This is a genomic window from Pseudomonas sp. GL-RE-29 (assembly GCF_019947275.1).
GTDB lineage: Bacteria > Pseudomonadota > Gammaproteobacteria > Pseudomonadales > Pseudomonadaceae > Aquipseudomonas > Aquipseudomonas fluorescens_A.
On the sequence record NZ_JAGYGD010000025.1, the window covers coordinates 1 to 19,344 of the forward strand.

The window sequence follows — 19,344 nt, forward strand, 5'->3', positions numbered from 1 at the left end:
GGAATTCATCTCGCATTACAACTATCGCCGTTGCCACTCCGCCTCGAACCACTTGCCGCCTGCGCTGTTCGAGCAACAGGCGGCTTAATCCTCCTACGGGATGGTTTAAAAAAACTGAACCACTACACCGAAGGCTGCGATCTTTTGATTTTGATTTTTAAGATCAAAAGATCGCAGCCTCGTTTCACTCGACAGCTCCTACAGGGGACCGGGTTTACAAGGTCAGGGCGCGGTTGGAAGCCTTGATAAATTCCTGCTTCAGCTCTTCAAAGGTGTGCACCGCCGGGAATTGCGGGAATTCGCGGATCACGTTATCCGGCGCGTGGAACAGAATCCCCGCATCCGCTTCGCCCAGCATCGTGGTGTCGTTGTAGGAATCACCCGCCGCTATCACTCGGTAGTAGAGACTCTTGAACGCCAATACTGACTGACGCTTGGGATCTTTCTGACGCAATTGATAGCTCGTCACTCGCCCGGCATCGTCGGTAATCAGACGATGGCAAAGCAAGGTCGGGAAGCCCAACTGGCGCATCAGCGGCTGGGAGAACTCGTAGAAGGTGTCCGACAGAATCACCACCTGGAAACGCTCACGCAGCCAGTTGACGAACTCGATAGCGCCGTCCAGCGGCTTGAGCGTGGCGATCACTTCCTGGATATCGGCGAGTTTGAGGCCATGCTCGTCGAGAATCCGCAGGCGCTGCTTCATCAGCACGTCATAGTCGGGAATGTCCCGGGTGGTGGCCCTGAGGGATTCGATCCCGGTTTTTTCGGCGAAGGCGATCCAGATTTCCGGGACCAGTACACCTTCAAGATCCAGACAGGCAATTTCCACAAGACACTCCCATTGGTATTGTTTATTGAGTCGAGCGAGCCCGAACTCTAGCGACTCCTCCCCCACCGCGCAACGCATCGAACGCCCCGGCCAGCGCAGCTTTTTGTTACCATCGGCCCCATATAGAGCGCCCAGCGCCACCGACCTGTAGGAAGCCGCCCTGATGAGCCCAACGTTCGACGTCGTGGAACTCGCCACGACCTATGCCAACAAATCCGCCCAGGACATTCTCAAACTCGCCTTCGCCGAGTTCGGCGATGACCTGTGGATCTCTTTCAGCGGCGCCGAGGATGTGGTGCTGGTGGACATGGCCTGGAAGCTGAACAAGAACGTCAAAGTGTTCAGCCTCGACACCGGCCGTCTGCATCCCGAGACCTATCGCTTCATCGATCAGGTGCGCGAGCACTACAAGATCGACATCGAACTGGTGTCGCCGGACTACACCAAGCTCGAACCGTTCGTGAAGGAAAAAGGCCTGTTCAGTTTCTACAAGGATGGTCACGGCGAATGCTGCGGCATCCGCAAGATCGAGCCGCTGCGCCGCAAACTGTCGGGTGTGAAGGCCTGGGCTACCGGCCAGCGCCGCGACCAGAGCCCGGGCACCCGCAGCGCCGTCGCGGTGATGGAAATCGATACCGCGTTCTCCACCCCGGAACGCACACTGTACAAATTCAACCCGCTGGCGCAAATGACCAGCGAAGAGATCTGGGGCTACATCCGCATGCTGGAGCTGCCGTACAACAGCCTGCACGAGCGCGGCTTCATCAGCATCGGCTGCGAACCGTGCACCCGCCCGGTCCTGCCGAACCAGCACGAGCGTGAAGGTCGCTGGTGGTGGGAAGAAGCGACGCAGAAAGAATGCGGACTGCATGCGGGGAATATCATCAGCAAGTCCAAAGCCTGACCCCACGCCTGGCGATATCTCCCTGTAGGAGCCGGCTTGCCGGCTCCTACAAGGGATTTGTGAACGACGCAGATCCAGTGTGGGAGCTAGCCTGCTAGCGATGGCAACACCACGGTCTCAAACCATGCTCAAACCGCACTGAACCTCTGCCCCAACCCCCGCTCCGCAAATTGCTCAATAATGAAATCGACAAACGCCCGGGTCTTCCCCGGTAACAGTTTGTGCTCGGCGTAATAGATAGAAATGTTGCCGTCATCGACATACCAATCCGGCAACACCCGCTGCAACGTCCCTGCCTCCAGATAGCCCACGGCGAACGGCATGCTCACCAGCGCTATACCCAAACCCTGCGCCGCCGTGGCACAAGCCGCTTCCGAATCACTCATGGTCATCCGCGCCTTTAGCGTTAACGGACTGTGTTGCTGAGTGCGACTGGTCAACTGCCAGGAACGCACGCGACCGGTCTGCGGTGAACGAATGAGGATGCCATCGTGAGGCTTGAGATCGTCGGGCTCGACGATCTTCTCATGCGCCGCCAGGTAATCGGCGGAGGCCACCAGCACGCGATGCGCCGGAGTCAGTTTGCGCGCTACCACGCCTTGGGGCAGTTCGAATCCGCCACCTATTGCCGCATCGAACCCCTGGCCGATCAGGTCGACCTGACGGTTGTCGAAATGCCAGTCCGGACTGATCGCCGGAAAGCGCCGCAAAAACTCACCGAGCAATGGCACCACATACAAACGGCCGAACACGGTACCCATGCTGACTTTCAACGTTCCTGCCGGGCGCCCCTCGGCGCTGGCCAGATTGGCCACGGCATTCTGGATCGTGTGCAGACTGGCACTGACCTCACTGAGAAACAGTTGCCCGGCCTCCGTGAGCGTCAGGCTGCGAGTACTGCGCTGAAACAGCCGTACACCCAGCCGCGCTTCAAGTTTGGCCACGCTTTTACCCACCGCCGCCGGGGTCAGGCTCAAGCGCCGCGCGGCTTCGGCGAAGCTGCCGACCTCGGCACTGCGCACGAAGCATTCGATACTGCTGAAGGTTTCCATAAGCGCCACTATAAACTTTTGGTTTACACAGACTATCGCAATTACCGGCTACACAGCCTTCAGTGGTCATTAGAAAATAAAATGAAGTCATTTGATTTTAAAACGAGCAGGCATGTCTGACCCATTCGCGCCAGGCAGTGATCGGCCAAAAGCAGTCGCATACGGAGTTTGGGGAGTAATGGAATAGAGTCGGACTCCACGACGGAGGCGTTGACCAGCGTGTACTAGCCTAATAGCTGGCCATCCTCAACAAGCATGAACGACCTGGAGACGTTGCGCTTTTCGTCCTGGGTGGCCTGCTGGGCGATATAGGCGTTAAGGGCAGGGTAAAGAGCGCAATCAAAGGCTTTGCGGTCTATCGATCTGTCGTACGGGATAGTGCTGAATTCCATTTCCTAAAGGCTTAGCGCAGAGCGAGCAAGGCCTGGAGATTGGCGTTCGGCGGAGGGGGATTGTCGAGTATTTCATGTGCGACAGCCGAATTCATAACGGTGAGGCCTTCCAGATCCACCAAGTCAACGACCATAGCTTCTTTGGGGCGCTCAACAACGCTGTTCATCACGGCCTTCATCTGTTGCTGCAGCTCCTGGATTTCCATCTGCATCGCAGCAATGGACGGCTTGTCTACACGAACCACCAGAGGCTTGAACTTTGCAGGGCGCCGAAAAAATTTGGCTCGGAGTGGGAGGGCCGTCTTGACCTCTTCGTACACTGAGGGGGCACCAGAAATCGCGATCGTCACAATGCGAAGGCTGCCAGCATCCTGGAACGGAGGATGGCCCTTTGCAGTTGGTTTTTCGATCGATTTATCGGTCACATGAACACCTCATTTGCGAGAAGAATATCACAAATAGCTTGACATCGCTTTGCCTGAGGCTGCTACGAGGCAGGGGGTACGGGCTATTCAAGCTTTTTGCGGGTAGGCAAGGGGCTTAAGTGGGAAATAGCACCCTACTTGACCAGCCGTTTGCGTTGCATATGACCATCCATCTGCATTGGACCTGACCAGCTGTTTGCGTGGGACTTGACCACATGCTTTGAATGGATTCCTCGGAGCATCAGAATTTGCTCACCGCCATTTTCATATCATAGGTGGGAATTCGCACGGGCTTGCCCCCATTTGCGTTCGACTTGACCATTCATGTGCAACGTTTTTGACCAGCAAGATTAGTGGATACATGACCGGCAGAGAACGGCCGATTCTGTTGAAAAAGTCGGCCATGGTTTCCACGGCAAAAAAGTACGCGCTTGAGATTGAAATCTTTTCTTAGAGCAGAGGATTCCGGGCTCAGAGTTCGCGTAGCTGCGCGCAAAAAAGGCGTTTTCAGCAGTCAATACGCGGGCAGTCTGGAAGGACCGACTTTTTCAACACTATCGGCCAAAAGTGGACGGTCCCGACTGCCTACTTAATCAGGGGCGACTTAGTCGATGTTCTGCTACCCCAAAACCAATAAGCCTTACCCAGTAAGCTGGCTTTCAGACGCAGGCGACATCAGCCCAATTGAGCCTGGATCTGTTTCACCACGCCCTGCATCGCCGGCAAATAGCGGCGGGCGGCTTCCTCAATGGGCATCGCCTTGGCGATGTACACCAGATTCAGGCAGCCCATCACCCGTTCCTCGTGCATGACCGGTATGGCAATGGCGGCGATCTTGCGTTCCAGACCCCAGTGCGAGTTGTTTTCGCCATACCCCTTGGCCAGGGTGTGCTCCACCAGCCGATCGACAAAACGGCGATCCGCAGCCAGCAGCGATTGTTCGTCTTCGCGGCTGATCATCAATTCGATGAGCTTTTCCCGCTCGGCGGGTGGGCAGAACGCAAAGTACGCACGCCCGGTCGCTGTCATTAGCAAGGGCAGGCGCCGGCCAACCATGGAGCGGTGAAATGACAGGCGGCTGAAGCGATGAGTGGTCTCGCGAATGACCATGGCATCGCCGTCCAGCGTGCATAGGTCGGTGGGCCAGATGACTTCCTGCAACATCTCTCCGAGCAAGGGCGCGGCGATGGAGGAAATCCATTGCTCATCGCGAAAACCTTCACTGAGTTCGCGCACTTTCAACGTCAGGCGATAACTGTCATCCGACTCGCTACGCCGCACATAACCTTCTGCCTGCAAGGTCTCCAGCAACCGTCGGACCGTGGTGCGATGCAGTCCGCTCTGCTCGGCCAGTTGCGCCGTGCTGGCCCCGCCATCGAAGCGGTTCAAGCTATTGATCAGAGCCAGGCCGCGCATCAGCCCACGGACGGACTTGTATTCTGTTTCGCTCATGAATTGCTCAATTATTGTTATGAATCAACGATGTGCACCTAGTGCACACTAACAACTGTTGTCGTTGTCGACCAGCTTCGTGATTTCCATACTGCGCCCAACAAGAAATCCAAAAGCGCTGTACGGAGATATCCATGAGTCCTGCACCCACTCCATCCACATTGGACCTGACCACCGACGTTGCCATTGTCGGCGCCGGTCCTGTCGGCTTGATGATTGCCAATTACCTGGGCCAATGTGGTGTGAACGTCACCTTGGTGGAAAAGCTCGACAGCCTGATCAACTACCCCCGCGCCATCGGCCTGGACGACGAAAGCCTGCGCACCTTCCAGGCTGTTGGCTTGGCCGACGCCGTGCTGCCGCACACCACACCCTGGCACGCCATGCGATTCCTGACCCCCAAAGGTCGCTGCTTTGCCGATATACAGCCCAAGACGGATGAGTTCGGCTGGTCGCGCCGCAACGCCTTCATCCAGCCCTTGGCCGATCGCGTACTGTTCGAAGGCCTGCAGCGTTTTGATAACGTCAAGGTGCTGTTCGGCCGTGAGCTCGAAGGCTTTGAACAAAGCGACATCGGTGTAGTACTGAACCTCAAGGATCAGCAAGGTCGCGGCGAACGTCTTCGGGCCCGTTACCTGATTGGTTGCGACGGTGGCAACAGCCTGGTGCGACGCAGTCTGAACATCAGTTTCGAAGGCAAGACTGCGCCTAATCAGTGGATCGTCGTAGACATCGCCAACGACCCCTTGAGCACACCCCATGTTTACCTGTGCTGTGACCCGGTACGTCCGTACGTTTCCGCCGCCCTTCCCCATGGCGTGCGTCGTTTTGAATTCATGGTCATGCCTGGCGAGACCGAAGCCGAACTGAGCAAACCCGAGAACATGCGCAAGCTGCTGACCAAGGTGCTGCCGAATCCGGATCGCATCGAATTGATCCGCAGCCGCGTCTATACCCACAACGCTCGCCTGGCCGGTCGGTTCCGTGAGGGCCGGGTGCTGCTGGCCGGCGATGCCGCGCACATCATGCCGGTATGGCAGGGTCAGGGTTACAACAGCGGTATGCGCGACGCCTCCAACCTGGCCTGGAAATTGTCACTGGTGATCAAAGGTCTGGCCGACGACAGCCTGCTCGACAGCTATGAACAGGAACGCCGCGACCACGCCAAGGCGATGATCGACCTTTCTGTGCTGGCCGGCCACGTGCTGGCACCGCCCAAGCGCTGGCAAGGCACTTTGCGTGACGGTGTGTCGTGGCTGCTCAACTATGTGCCGCCCGTCAAACGCTACTTCGTGGAAATGCGCTTCAAGCCAATGCCGAAATACGCTCAGGGCGCCTTGATCGTACCCAGCGAAAAAGGCTCACCGGTGGGCAAGATGTTCATTCAGCCCCAGGTACTGACCGAAGCTGGCAAAACCGTGTTGCTGGATGAGGTGATCGGCGAGAACTTCGCGATTATCGCCTGGGGCTGCGACCCGACTTGGGGCCTGACGCCAGCACAGATCGCTCAATGGCAAGCACTGGGCACGCGTTTTATCCAGGTGCTGCCGGACGTCCAGCTCAAAGCTGCCAGTGACGTAAGCCATGGTGTGATCCGCATTGGTGACAGCACCGGCCGCCTCAAGGAATGGTTCGCCCGCGGCTCGGCCTCCATCGCCCTGGTGCGTCCGGATCGCTTCCTCGCCGGCCTGGCCATTCCGCAAACCGTCGGCCAGGCCTGTGATGATTTGGCCCTGGCGCTCAAGGCGCTGCCGCAACCCGAAGTGGCGATCCTCGCCAGCAAGGTGGCCTGACATGAGCGCCTATCTGCACTGCTTGTCTCACACGCCATTGGTGGGCTACGTCGACCCGACGCCTGAGGTGTTGGCCGAGGTTGACGCCATGATCGCTGATGCCCGTGAGCGCATCGCGCGCTTCAACCCGGAGCTGATCGTCCTGTTCGGCCCCGACCACTACAACGGCTTTTTCTACGACGTGATGCCGGCCTTCTGCATCGGCATGGCCGCTCACGCCATCGGTGATTTCGAGACCGCCGCCGGCCCTTTGGACGTACCCAAAGCGCTGGCCGAGTCCTGCGCCCAAGCGGTCCTGGATGCCGGTGTCGACGCTGCCGTTTCCTATCGCATGCAGGTCGATCACGCGTTCGCCCAACCGCTGGAGCTGTTACTTGGCGGTTTAAGGGAATGCCCAGTGATTCCGGTGTTCATCAATTCGGTCGCCGTGCCGTTGCCCGGCTTCAAGCGTTCCCGTCTGCTCGGTGAAGCGATCGGACAGTGGGCGCAGTCGCTGAACAAGCGCGTGCTGTTCCTGGCTTCCGGGGGACTGTCCCATCAACCTCCGGTACCAGAACTGGCCAAAGTCGATGCACGTATGGCCGATCGACTGATGGGCAGCGGTCGCCAATTGCCGGCTGATGAGCGACAGGCGCGCCAAAAACGAGTAATCCAGGCCGCCCGGGATTTCGTTGAAGACCCACACAGTCTGCATCCGCTTAATCCCGCGTGGGATCAGCATTTTCTCGACACCCTCCAACAGGGCCGCCTGAGCGACCTCGATGACCTGGGCAATGACGAACTGTCGGAACTGGCCGGCAAGTCCGCTCACGAAGTGAAAACCTGGGTCGCCGCCTTCGCTGCCCTTTGCGCCTTCGGCCCTTATCAGACCGAAGGGCGCTACTACCGCCCAATTCCCGAATGGATCGCAGGCTTCGCCGCCCTTGGCGCCCAGCCGCTGAACAACAACCACTGATTCCGAGGAACACTGCCATGACTGCCACTGCGCCAGCTTTCACAGAAGCCTCTACCAGCCGTTTTGTCGACATCAGCGAAGGCGAGTTGAAGCTGCGACTGCATTACAACGACGTGGGTCAGGGAGTCGAAACCGTGGTCATGCTCCACGGTTCCGGACCCGGCGCCAGCGGTTGGGCCAACTTCCATCGCAACATCGAACCGTTGGTGACCGCCGGTTACCGAGTGATTCTGATGGATTGCCCGGGCTGGAGCAAAAGTGACCCGATTGTTTGCGACAGCTCGCGCTCAGACCTCAACGCCCGTGCCCTCAAGGGGCTGGTTGATGCACTGGATCTGGACCGTGTGCACATCATCGGCAACTCCATGGGCGGTCACAGCACCGTAGCCTTCGCCCTCGCCTACCCTGAGCGCATCGGCAAACTGATACTGATGGGCGGCGGCACCGGCGGCCCAAGCGCCTTCGTGCCGCAACCTACCGAAGGCATCAAACTGATCGGCGCGCTGTACCGCGAACCGACCATTGAAAACCTGAAGAAGATGATGAACGTCTTCGTCTTCGACGCCAGCAGTCTGACCGACGAACTGTTCCAGACCCGCCTGGACAACATCCTGGCGCGCCGCGATCACCTGGAAAATTTCGTCAAGAGCAGCATTCTCAATCCCAAGCAATTTCCGGATTTCAGCCACCGCCTGCACGAAATCACCGCCCAGACGCTGCTCGTCTGGGGCCGCGAAGATCGCTTCGTGCCCATGGACACCGGCTTGCGCCTTCTGGCCGGCCTGCCCCATGCACAACTGCACGTGTTCAATCGCTGCGGCCACTGGGCCCAGTGGGAACACGCCGAAACCTTCAACCGCATGGTCCTGGATTTCCTGACCCACTGACCACCGAGGCTGACATGACCCTGACTCAACACACCCTGGAAAGACTGGCCGCTGACCTGCGCCATGCCGAGGCCGATGGCGAAGCCATCGCCCCTCTGCGCGAACAGATTGGTGAAGACAGCGCCGAGGCCGCTTACACCATCCAGCGACTCAACGTCACCCACGGCGTGGCCAACGGCCGTCGTGTAGTCGGGCGCAAGATCGGCCTGACCAACCCCAAGGTTCAACAGCAACTGGGCGTCGACCAGCCGGACTTCGGCACCCTGTTCGCCGACATGTGCTACGGCGACAACGAAAGCGTGAAAGTAGGTCGCGTGCTGCAACCGAAGATCGAGGCGGAAATAGCCTTGATCCTCGAACACGATCTGCCCCGCGCCGACACCACGTTTGCCGACGTGATGGCGGCCACCGGCTGGGTTGTCCCGGCACTGGAAATCGTTGGCAGCCGGGTCCAGGACTGGAACATCCGCTTCGTCGATACCGTGGCGGATAACGCCTCCAGTGGCTGCTTTGTATTGGGTGGCCCGGCTCGACGTATCGATGGGCTCGACCTGCGCCAGGCCAGCATGCGCATGACACGCAATGGTGAAGAAGTGTCCAGCGGCAGTGGCGCCGAATGCCTCGGTCATCCACTCAATGCGGCCGTCTGGCTGGCTTGCACCATGGCTCGCCTGGGCGATCCGCTGCGTGCGGGCGACATCATTCTTACCGGGGCACTAGGGCCAATGGTGCCGGTCGCCGCCGGTGATCGTTTCGAGGCCGAGATCGAAGGCATTGGTCGGGTTGGTATTGGGTTCACCGCCGAGTGATCGGTGACTTGCGTACAAATGAGGCAACAACAATGAACAAACTCAAAGTCGCCATCATCGGTTCCGGAAACATCGGCACCGATCTGATGATCAAGATCCTGCGCAACGCCAGGCACCTGGAAATGGCGGTCATGGTCGGCATCGACCCGGCCTCCGACGGCCTGGCCCGCGCTCAGCGCATGGGGGTGGCCACCACCCACGAAGGCGTTGAAGGCTTGACCCGCATGGATGTGTTCAAGGGCATCGACTTCGTCTTCGATGCCACCTCGGCCGGTGCCCACGTCAAGAACGATGCGTTCCTGCGCTCGATCAAACCCGACATTCGCCTGATCGACCTGACGCCGGCTGCCATCGGCCCGTATTGCGTGCCAGTGGTCAATCTGGAACAGAACTTGGACCAGCTCAACGTCAACATGGTCACCTGCGGCGGCCAGGCGACCATTCCGATGGTCGCGGCGGTGTCCCGCGTGGCCAAGGTGCATTACGCCGAAATCGTCGCTTCGATTGCCAGTAAATCCGCCGGTCCCGGCACCCGTGCCAACATCGACGAATTCACCGAAACCACCTCCAAGGCCATCGAAGTGATCGGCGGCGCCGCGAAGGGCAAGGCGATCATCGTGATGAACCCGGCCGAGCCACCACTGATGATGCGCGACACCGTGTTTGTATTGTCCGAAGCGGCTGACCAGGCGCTGGTCGAGGCCTCCATCGTCGAGATGGCGGCCGCCATGCAGGCTTATGTGCCGGGCTATCGACTGAAGCAACACGTGCAGTTCGACGTCATTCATGAAGATGCGCCGCTGAACATTCCTGGTCATGGAAAATTCTCCGGGCTGAAGACTTCGGTGTTCCTCGAGGTTGAAGGCGCCGCCCATTACCTGCCGGCTTACGCCGGGAATCTCGACATCATGACCTCCGCTGCCTTGGCCACCGCCGAGCGGATGGCGCAGTCGATGCTGAACGCCTGAGGAGACCGAAATGACTTTCAATCCCGGTAAAAAACTCTACATCTCCGACGTGACCCTGCGCGACGGCAGCCATGCCGTTCGCCACCAGTATTCGATCCAGAATGTGCAGGACATTGCCCGCGCATTGGACAAGGCCAAGGTCGACAGTATCGAAGTCGCCCACGGCGATGGCCTACAAGGGTCGAGTTTCAACTACGGTTTTGCTGCGCACACTGATCTTGAATGGATCGAGGCCGCCGCCGATGTGATTAGCCACGCCAAAATCACCACGCTGTTGTTGCCCGGCATCGGCACGGTGCATGACCTGAAAGCGGCCTACAACGCCGGAGCCCGGGTGGTGCGCATAGCCACCCATTGCACCGAGGCGGATGTGTCGAAACAGCACATCGAGTATGCCCGCGAGCTTGGCATGGACACCGTCGGTTTCCTGATGATGAGCCACATGATCCCTGCCGCGCAGTTGGCCGCCCAGGCCAAGCTGATGGAGAGTTACGGCGCGACCTGCGTGTACATGGCCGACTCGGGCGGCGCGATGAACATGCAGGACATCCGTGATCGATTCCGCGCGTTCAAGGCTGTGCTGAAGCCGGACACCGAAACCGGCATGCACGCTCACCACAACCTGTCGCTCGGCGTGGCCAACTCGATCACCGCAGTGGAGGAAGGTTGCGACCGCATCGACGCCAGCCTCGCCGGCATGGGCGCCGGCGCCGGTAACGCACCGTTGGAGGTGTTCATCGCCGCGGCTGAGCGCCTGGGCTGGAACCACGGTACCGACCTTTACACACTGATGGACGCGGCCGATGACATCGTTCGGCCGTTGCAGGACCGTCCGGTGCGGGTCGACCGCGAAACCCTGGCACTGGGTTACGCCGGGGTCTATTCGAGCTTCTTGCGCCACGCCGAAATTGCCGCTGAAAAGTATGACCTCAAGACCCTCGACATCCTCGTCGAACTGGGCAAACGGCGGATGGTCGGCGGTCAGGAAGACATGATCGTCGACGTTGCGCTGGATCTGCTCAAGCGCTGACACCAAGCACCACACCGACTGACCGCCCACGCAGGGGTCGGGCGGCCCTGCTTTGCCCACACAACAATAAAACGGGTACTACCCATGACTGCGCTAAAACCGACAACACCGTTGCACATGACGCGGACCATCGGTCTGTGTTTCCTCGTGGCCCTGATGGAGGGCCTTGACCTACAGGCCTCCGGGATCGCTGCCCAAGGCATGGCGGCCGCGTTCGAACTGGATAAATTTCACATGAGCTGGGTGTTCAGTGCCGGAATTTTCGGCCTGCTGCCCGGTGCGTTCCTGGGCGGCCTGCTAGCTGACCGCATCGGCCGCAAGCGCGTGCTGATGGCATCGGTAGCGATGTTCGGACTGTTCTCGCTAGTCACGGCCATGGCTTGGGACTTCAACAGCTTGCTGGTTGCCCGTTGCCTCACGGGCATAGGTTTGGGCGCCGCATTGCCCAACTTGATCGCGCTGACCAGTGAAGTGGCCGGTCCGCGTCTGCGCGGCACGGCCGTGAGCCTGATGTATTGCGGCGTGCCACTGGGTGCTGCGGTGGCGGCTGGCATTGGCATCGCTCAACTGGCCGGTGGCTGGCAAGTGGTGTTCTACGTCGGTGGTCTGGTACCGCTGTTGATCGTCCCTCTGCTAGGGCTTTATCTGCCGGAATCGGCGCAGTTTCGCAGCGTCCAGGACACCGCCCCCATCGGCGTGGTCCGGGGCCTGTTCCGCGAGGGCGCGGCCCTGCCGACCGCAATGATCTGGGTGAGTTATTTCTTTACGCTCATGGTCGTGTACATATTGATCAACTGGCTGCCCAGCTTGTTGGTCGGCCAGGGTTTCAGCGGCCGACAGGCCAGTTGGGTGATGTTTGCTCTGCAGCTTGGTGCTGCGGTCGGTACCTTGCTGCTGGGTTGGGTAATGGACCGACTGCCAGCCTGGGTCCTGTCTGCCCTGATCTATATTGGCATTCTCGCTTCGCTGACCGCTCTGGGTATGGCCAGCCAACTGGAAAGCATGCTGGCAGCCGGTTTCATTGCGGGCTTTTTCGCCACCGGCGGGCAATGCGTGCTGTATGCCTTGGCACCGCATTTCTATAGCCCGTCTGTGCGCGCCACGGGCGTGGGCAGCGCGGTGGCCATCGGCAGACTCGGCGCAATGAGCGGCCCGCTGGTGGCCGGCAAGATGCTCGCCTTGGGCACCGGCACGACCGGAGTGATGCTGGCTTCGGCGCCGGGAATCGTCATCGCCGCAGTCGCGATGTTTTACCTGTCAGTGCGCCGCAACGGCGCTCAGCCTGACTGACAACTCCCGCGTAATACCCCGTGCCGGAACGGTGCGGGTTCATCCCCAACAACAATAAAAGTGAACACCGGCATGCTCAAGACTACTCTTCGGGCGCTCAGCGCCTGCACCTGCGTTTTATACTTTGGCCAGACGTGTGCCAGCGGTTTTGTCGATGACAGCCACGCCGATCTGACGATGCGAAACTTTTACTTCGATCGTAACTACGTGAACGCCACACCCCAGGCCGCCGCCCGCGAGTGGGCCCAGGGGTTCATTCTCAACGTGCGTTCAGGTTATACGGAAGGGCCAGTGGGGTTCGGCCTCGACGCCCAAGGTTTGCTGGGAGTGCGCCTGGATTCTTCACGCGCTCGCACCGGTACCGGCCTGCTGCCGTACAGCGCCACCACCCGTGAGCCGGCCGATGAATATTCGGAGCTGGGTCTGACGACCAAGGTCAGGGCATCGAAAAGCGAGTTGCAATTGGGCACCATAAGCACGTTTCTTCCGATCGCTTTCGCCAGCCCTACCCGACTGCTACCACAGACCTTTCGTGGCGCGTACCTCAAGTCCCAGGAAATCGACAACCTGACCCTGCACGTCGGCTGGCTGGACCGCATCAACCTGCGCGACTCCACCGACTATCAGAAAATGTCGGTAGGCTCACCCAATGGACGCTTCAATGGTGCCGCCGAGTCGGACCGTTTTTCCTTCCTCGGCGGCGACTATGCCTGGTCGCCGCAATTGACATTTAAGTACTACCACGCAGAGCTCGCTGACCTATACCGCAAGGACTTCTACGGCTTTGTCGATAATCGCCCGATCGGCCCCGGCAGCCTGAAAAGCGACTTTCGTCTGTTCGTTACCGGTGAAGACGGTGCAGCCAGGGCCGGCCCGGTGGACAACCGCAATGCGGCACTGATGCTGGCGTATGCCCTGGGTGCCCACAAATTCGGTGCCGGCTACATGCAACTGACAGGCAAGACAGCCATGCCATACCTGTTCGGCACCGAACCGTTAGTGATCACCGAAGGCACTCTGAGCTCTGAGTTCCTCAACCCTAAAGAGCGCAGTTGGCAGGTACGGTATGACTACAATTTTGCAGGCCTTGGCGTGCCGGGACTGAATGGCATGCTGCGCTACGTAAGTGGAGACAATATCGAACTAGCCAAGCTGGGAGGCTCCAACCTGACAGAGAGCGAAAAGGATTTCGAGCTGTCCTATGTGCTGCAGAGCGGCCAACTGAAAGGCTTGGCGCTGCGGTTGCGCAACGCCTGGTACCGCAACGACTTCAGCGCACAAGCCAGCCATCGAGATGACAATGAGCTGCGGGTTAACATCGATTACACGTGGAATTTATGGTGAGTTCCGGCCGGCTCCTGTGTGAGGCGCCAATACTTGCATCACGAAGATGCGAGCGCACCGTCACTGAATCAAGCCGCTTCCATTCGTCAGATTCATGGTTTTCTGGGGGCGCCAAGCGCTTGCTGCGGGTCGATTTCGGCTCTTCGTGACCGGCAGAAATCGGCCAAAAGGGGACATCCGAAAGGTCCCTTTTGGCCAATAGCGAACTCTGGCGATTAAGCTATTGCATCAGCACTGCATCTAAAAGTTGATTTTGAATCCCAGCATCGCGTCATACCCATGACTGTCACCGTCGAACCCCTGGCGATAACCCGCCGAAGCGGTAAACGTGGTGCGTCGATTGGCCTGGTAGTCGATGCCCAGATTGACTTCGCCCCAGGTGCCCTGAATATCTGACTCGAACGGAACGTAACCCGACTCAGAGGAAAACTCGGTCTTCGGTTGCCCTTTGAACTCATGCCAGACACTGGGACGAACCCATGCGTTGGTGCGCCGTACACTCTTGTCGACGCCCTCGGTTTCCCAGTCTTTGGCGATGCGCACGCCGAGCCGTCCGATCAGCGATTCCACATCCTTGAAACGAATGTTGGCGCCGACGTCGTCACTGCTGTCCAGGTCGACGTAGCTGTAGATGGCCTGCAACTGCGGTTCGACGTACCAGTCTTTGTCGAACTCGTAGGGGTAGCCGTTTTCCAGTGAGGCGGTGTAGCCCCAACCGCGGGTTTTCAGTTTGGCCAGGTCGTTGGGCTTGGCCTCGATATCGAAGCGGTTGACCTGCAGCACGCCGTCCAGATACCAGCCGGAAGGGCCGAAGTGCGTCCAGTACGCGCCCACACCGTAAGCGCGCAAGGTGTCTTCACCGGCGGGACGGCGGGTGTAGTGGCTGACGCCAGCGTCGATGGTGCCGGCCGAAAGCGACACACCGGCCTGTTCATGACTGCCATCGGCCCTGACTTTACGGTAGAGGTCGGTGCCGACCTGAAAGGCGGTCAGGTCGTAGTTGTATTCGGGGGTGTTGCCCAAGGCGTTCTTGCGATCGCCGTCCTGTTTGCCGCTGCGATAGATAACCCTTCCCCAGCCCATGGACGGGGCCACAGTGGACTCATCTTCCTTGGGCAATGGATCGCCGGCATTGAGACGCTCTTCGCCGACCCGCTCGTGCAAGGTATCGACCATCGTCCTGCCGTAGACCAGCGCCAGCGCCGGCACCGCGCCGTACAGCGAAACCTCCGGCCGAAAATTCGGGACGTGCGCGGGAACTGGATCGGGATCCGGGGTTGGATCAGGATCCGGAGTCGGGTCAGGCGTTGGATCAGGGGCTGGGTCTGGAGGAACAGGGGGAGCAGGGGGAGGCGGTGGCGTGGGAGCATCGGATCGAAGGAACCAGGTGTCCCTGGCGGTGCCATCCTCGGCACCTTGTTGCAGGCGATACTCGTACGGCCCCGCGACTGCCCTGCTGGCCAAGCGAAACGCGTTGGGGTCACTTGCTCCATCGGTTTTGTTCAGCAACTCAACCACCGCAATGCCGTTGCCCTCGGTCAGTTCGCCTAGCCCGCCGACATTGCTGACGGCGACGCGAGTGGCGCCGCCGCTGGCGGTTGTCGTCGAGTCGACCACCAACAGGTCGGAACGACTGTTGACGCCACCACCATTCAACGTGGTGTTGAGCAGCAGGCTGCCGCCATTGGACACGAACGTTCCGCCGCCATCGGTCCCGGCGGTGGTCGCGCCGCTGATCAGCAGCACATTACCCACGGTGTTGGTGCCGGCCGCTAGGTCGAGTGTGCCGCTGTGGGTGAAGCTGTTCACCCCAAGTATTTGGCCCTGCACCGCACCACCCGGCGTCGGCGTATTAGCCACTTGGCCCAAGGGCAAATAGGCACCGCTGGCGTTGAAATTGACGATGCCTGTAGCGGGTTGCGCTGCCAGGCGAATGACGCCGCTGTTGTCGATACTGTTGTTGCCCGCCGAACCCAGATTACTGGTCGAAACGCCCCAGGTATCACGCGTGCCGCTGCCGGTGCTGTCGGCGAAACTGCGCATAGTCCAGGTACCGCTGTTGGTCACAGTACTTGTGGCGCTGACGGCATTGACCGAGCCGGTCATCTGACCGGTGTTGTCGAGTGTGAAATTCGTCCCGGGCGTGGTTGCATCGGCACGAACCGCTGAATCGCTGAGTGCGCCAATCACGCCTGTGTTGATCAATGTCTGGGTTGCACCCCCCAGGGTCACGCCGCTGCTGTCTGCCCATCCACCTTGAAGGGTCGCGCTGTTGCTGACGCTGACCGATCCGCCCTCGGTCAACGCATCAATCGCCGACGACCCCGTGCCCTTCGTAGTAATTGCCCCGGTGTTGCTGACCGAGAGCGCGGCCGCGCCGGATGCTTGCGCGAGAATCCCCTGGCTGTCGCTGGCACCCAGCGTCTGAATCGGCCCGGTGTTGACGACGCTCTGCTGGCCACTGACGGACAACGTGCGGATGCCACGCTGCTGATTGCCGCGAGCGATCAGTTCCCCACTGTTACTCACATTCAGGGTGCCCACGCCGGTGCCCGAGTTGAACGCGTTGCCCGCCAGAATCGCCGCGCCCTGGCCATTGACGTCAATCAGCGGCCCGGTGAACGTGGCACTGACATTGCCCCCCAGAGTCAACGCCTGGATGCCGAAGGAACCGATGCCACTGCCGTCGCCCGTCCCAGCATCGGAGTGGGTGATGATCGTGCCGCCAGCGTTGACGTCCACGGTGCCTGTCGGTGATTGGGTTGACGCGTAGATACCGTTGGCATTGCTGTTGATCGTTTCGATACGGTTGCCGGAGTAATCGACGCGGACATTGCCGCCCGTCGAGTCGACCCGAATGCCACCCGCGCCAAAGCCGCTGGCGAAGATGTTGCCGGAATAGTCGATAAGGACATTGTTGTTTTCGGCGCTGACGATGATGCCGTAGGCGCGCGTGGTGTTCAGCCCGCCGAGCACGGTGAGATTGCCGCTGCCGGTGATGGTCGCGTCACCGGTACCGCGCTTGATGACGTAGATCGCCCGCGAGCCGGCAGGGTTGGCCGCGTCGCCGACATTGATGGCGGCATTGTTTTCGATGCTGATCGAACCGGTGGCGCCAACATTATCGTTGGCATAGATACCGTGCGCGGCGCCCCCGGTGGTGGTGATCGCACCGGTGTTGGTGATGTCGATGCTGCCAACGGTAGAAAAGGATCGAATGCCGAAACCATTGAGGCCATTGGCGCTGAGTGTCCCGCTGTTGCTCAACCGGGTATCGCCGGCGCCGCCCTCGGAGAAGAGGCCGAAGGCGTTCATGCCGATGGCCTGAACAGTCGCCGCGTTCACCAAGGTGGTGTTGCCATTGACCGCGCGGGTGTGGACACCGGCGTGGTTGCCGATGCCTGCAGTCGGCAAGGTGTCGTCGGTAATGGGAGGGCCGGCGGACAGCGCATCGTCGTTGTTGACCAGGATGCTCACCCCGGCTCCGACGCTGACGCTGTTGTCGCCGCTGCCGGTGGCTTTGGCCCAGATGCCGTTGCCGCCGAGCAGGGTAATCTGACCACTGCCATCATGGGTAACGTTGATTCCGCCGCCGCCACTGGCATTCACATCGATCCCGTCGTGTTCGTTGCCGACCACGGTGTTGAGGATGTTCAGCGTGGTGCCCGACGTGACGGAAAACGTCGAGAGTCCACTGCCGGCATTGGTGATGGCCAGCGCATCGAGTCCGCTACCGCCAACGTTGACCGTGTTGGTGCCGCCATTGACGCTCAGGGACGCATTGCCGGTAGACCCGATTACGTTCGAAAACACGGCGTTTGCGGCCGTCGGTGGCGTGCTATTGATCGTGGTGCCGCTGAGGGCAACGGTTGAGTTGGCGTTGTTGCCTCGACTAAGCACCGAGGATCCGGCAGTGGTGGTGATGGCCGTACCCGCTTGAGTACTGATCGAGGCATCGACGCTGGCGGCAGGCGTACAGGTTTGCGAAACGTTGTAGGTTCCGACGGCAAGCGGCCCACAGGCGGCCTGGGCATCCGCCAGCGTCAGGACATTGGCCATGGCGACCAGCAAGGCGCTACGTTTGAAATGCGGGGCAAACCCGACACGGAAATGGTCGCGAGCGCTTTTCATTAAAACCTCCCTGTTTAACTCACAGTGCCTGCCAGCAAGTGGCTATAGCATTGCGATTACCGCTATGGACTTTAGTAGGTAATTAGCAGATCGGCCAAAATGGATAGCAGGGACACCTAATGAAGGCCTCCATTAGGCGCGTTATGCGTTGCCGCGGCACAAGTAAACCGCAGATCGGCTTTTACCGTGCGCACCGTCAAACGTGCAAACCGGGGACTGAACGAAAAAGCTGCCGACCGATAGACGTCCTTCCCGAGCGAGCACTGGGTCGGATCAAGCCCTTCGAGGCCGGCAACAGTCGGAAAAACAGACATTCACACAGTCAAGCGATCAAGCGATCAAGCACTAACGCTACAACCCTTTCTCCACAGATATTTTTTCAATCAGCTGCATCCAGATAATCCTCCCGCGGGTAGTACAGGTAGTAGCCATAGCTGCTGAACTGATCACTTTCTGGAGATACTTGCATGAACGCTAAACGATTCCTGTGCATTGTCAGTAGTACGCTTGCAACTACCTGCTTGCTGGTCACAGTGCCAGCTGCCTATGCGCAAACAGATCTGCCCGACAGCATCAAGGTCCCGGACGGTCATAAGATCGCGCTGGAGACCGTGGGGACGGGCGAAATCACGTATGAGTGTCGCGACAAGGCTAACTCCGTTGGCCAGACTGAATGGACTTTCGTCGGCCCCAAAGCGGTTCTTAATGATCGCAACGGCAAACAGGTCGGCACTTACTTCGGACCGCCTGCTACCTGGCAAGCTAAGGACGGCTCTAAAATCACCGGGACACAACTGGCAGTTGCCCCCTCAGGCACCGGCGACCTCCCCTACCAGTTGGTCAAAGCCAACCCTGCTGAAGGTAAAGGTGCGATGAGCGGTGTCAGTTACATCCAGCGGGTGGCCGTTAAGGGCGGCGTAGCACCTATGACCGAATGTTCTTCCGCAAACAAAGGCAAACGGGAGATCGTGAAATATCAGGCTGACTATATTTTTTGGGCAGCCAATTAAGCCGACGATCCAGAGCAGGTTGTTCGCGCATAAGTCGTCTACGCTGCTTCGATGGAACTCCAGCCCTATG

Annotated in this window: 15 protein-coding genes; 10 read left to right on the forward strand and 5 right to left on the reverse strand. The window is 59.5% G+C overall.

The window, feature by feature from the left end; all coding sequences use genetic code 11:
• Nucleotides 1–214: 214 nt before the first annotated feature.
• Nucleotides 215–832 carry a bifunctional phosphoserine phosphatase/homoserine phosphotransferase ThrH gene (thrH, locus tag KGB21_RS19805; RefSeq protein ID WP_034147999.1) on the reverse strand — a complete coding sequence of 206 codons (618 nt, stop codon included), beginning with the start codon at nt 830–832 and terminating at the stop codon, nt 215–217.
• Nucleotides 833–995: 163 nt separating this feature from the next.
• On the opposite strand from thrH, the gene KGB21_RS19810 reads away from it, so the two are divergent.
• Nucleotides 996–1,736: a phosphoadenylyl-sulfate reductase gene (locus tag KGB21_RS19810; protein ID WP_007971943.1), complete on the forward strand. Its 741-nt coding sequence runs from the start codon at nt 996–998 to the stop codon at nt 1,734–1,736.
• A gap of 128 nt (nt 1,737–1,864) precedes the next feature.
• On the opposite strand, the gene KGB21_RS19815 is transcribed toward KGB21_RS19810, so the two are convergent.
• The 3 genes from KGB21_RS19815 to KGB21_RS19825 all read right to left on the reverse strand — a co-directional run bounded on the left by KGB21_RS19815 (nt 1,865) and on the right by KGB21_RS19825 (nt 5,057).
• Nucleotides 1,865–2,788 carry a LysR family transcriptional regulator gene (locus KGB21_RS19815; protein ID WP_034148000.1) on the reverse strand — a complete coding sequence of 308 codons (924 nt, stop codon included), beginning with the start codon at nt 2,786–2,788 and terminating at the stop codon, nt 1,865–1,867.
• Between the two features lie 403 nt (nt 2,789–3,191).
• Nucleotides 3,192–3,605 carry a hypothetical protein gene (locus KGB21_RS19820; protein WP_223506439.1) on the reverse strand — a complete coding sequence of 138 codons (414 nt, stop codon included), beginning with the start codon at nt 3,603–3,605 and terminating at the stop codon, nt 3,192–3,194.
• 675 nt (nt 3,606–4,280) lie between these two features.
• Nucleotides 4,281–5,057 (reverse strand): DNA-binding transcriptional regulator, encoded by a 777-nt coding sequence (locus tag KGB21_RS19825; RefSeq protein ID WP_223506441.1) that lies wholly within the window; start codon nt 5,055–5,057, stop codon nt 4,281–4,283.
• A gap of 134 nt (nt 5,058–5,191) precedes the next feature.
• Here KGB21_RS19825 and KGB21_RS19830 point away from each other — a divergent pair, with 134 nt between their 5' ends.
• The 8 genes from KGB21_RS19830 (at nt 5,192) to KGB21_RS19865 (ending at nt 14,133) form a co-directional block, all read left to right on the forward strand.
• Nucleotides 5,192–6,850, forward strand: a complete 1,659-nt coding sequence (locus KGB21_RS19830; protein ID WP_223506443.1) for a bifunctional 3-(3-hydroxy-phenyl)propionate/3-hydroxycinnamic acid hydroxylase — start codon at nt 5,192–5,194, stop codon at nt 6,848–6,850.
• Between the two features lies 1 nt (nt 6,851).
• The gene (gene mhpB, locus KGB21_RS19835; RefSeq protein ID WP_223506444.1) at nt 6,852–7,805 is read left to right on the forward strand and encodes a 3-carboxyethylcatechol 2,3-dioxygenase; all 954 of its coding nucleotides are present in this window, start codon (nt 6,852–6,854) and stop codon (nt 7,803–7,805) included.
• A gap of 17 nt (nt 7,806–7,822) precedes the next feature.
• The gene (locus tag KGB21_RS19840; protein ID WP_077431643.1) at nt 7,823–8,692 is read left to right on the forward strand and encodes an alpha/beta fold hydrolase; all 870 of its coding nucleotides are present in this window, start codon (nt 7,823–7,825) and stop codon (nt 8,690–8,692) included.
• A 14-nt stretch (nt 8,693–8,706) separates the two neighbouring features.
• Nucleotides 8,707–9,501: a 2-keto-4-pentenoate hydratase gene (mhpD, locus tag KGB21_RS19845; RefSeq protein ID WP_223506446.1), complete on the forward strand. Its 795-nt coding sequence runs from the start codon at nt 8,707–8,709 to the stop codon at nt 9,499–9,501.
• Between the two features lie 32 nt (nt 9,502–9,533).
• Nucleotides 9,534–10,469 carry an acetaldehyde dehydrogenase (acetylating) gene (locus KGB21_RS19850; RefSeq protein WP_223506447.1) on the forward strand — a complete coding sequence of 312 codons (936 nt, stop codon included), beginning with the start codon at nt 9,534–9,536 and terminating at the stop codon, nt 10,467–10,469.
• Between the two features lie 10 nt (nt 10,470–10,479).
• Nucleotides 10,480–11,499, forward strand: coding sequence for a 4-hydroxy-2-oxovalerate aldolase (gene dmpG / locus KGB21_RS19855; protein ID WP_223506449.1), 1,020 nt, complete (start codon nt 10,480–10,482; stop codon nt 11,497–11,499).
• 84 nt (nt 11,500–11,583) lie between these two features.
• The gene (gene mhpT / locus KGB21_RS19860; protein ID WP_223506451.1) at nt 11,584–12,789 is read left to right on the forward strand and encodes a 3-(3-hydroxy-phenyl)propionate transporter MhpT; all 1,206 of its coding nucleotides are present in this window, start codon (nt 11,584–11,586) and stop codon (nt 12,787–12,789) included.
• A gap of 72 nt (nt 12,790–12,861) precedes the next feature.
• Nucleotides 12,862–14,133: an OprD family porin gene (locus KGB21_RS19865; protein ID WP_223506453.1), complete on the forward strand. Its 1,272-nt coding sequence runs from the start codon at nt 12,862–12,864 to the stop codon at nt 14,131–14,133.
• A gap of 240 nt (nt 14,134–14,373) precedes the next feature.
• On the opposite strand, the gene KGB21_RS19870 is transcribed toward KGB21_RS19865, so the two are convergent.
• Entirely contained in the window at nt 14,374–18,264 is a 3,891-nt protein-coding gene (locus tag KGB21_RS19870; protein WP_223506454.1) for an autotransporter outer membrane beta-barrel domain-containing protein, read from the reverse strand.
• A gap of 467 nt (nt 18,265–18,731) precedes the next feature.
• On the opposite strand from KGB21_RS19870, the gene KGB21_RS19875 reads away from it, so the two are divergent.
• Complete coding sequence (locus KGB21_RS19875) at nt 18,732–19,274, forward strand: DUF3455 domain-containing protein (RefSeq protein WP_223506456.1); 543 nt, start codon at nt 18,732–18,734, stop codon at nt 19,272–19,274.
• Nucleotides 19,275–19,344: the final 70 nt, after the last annotated feature.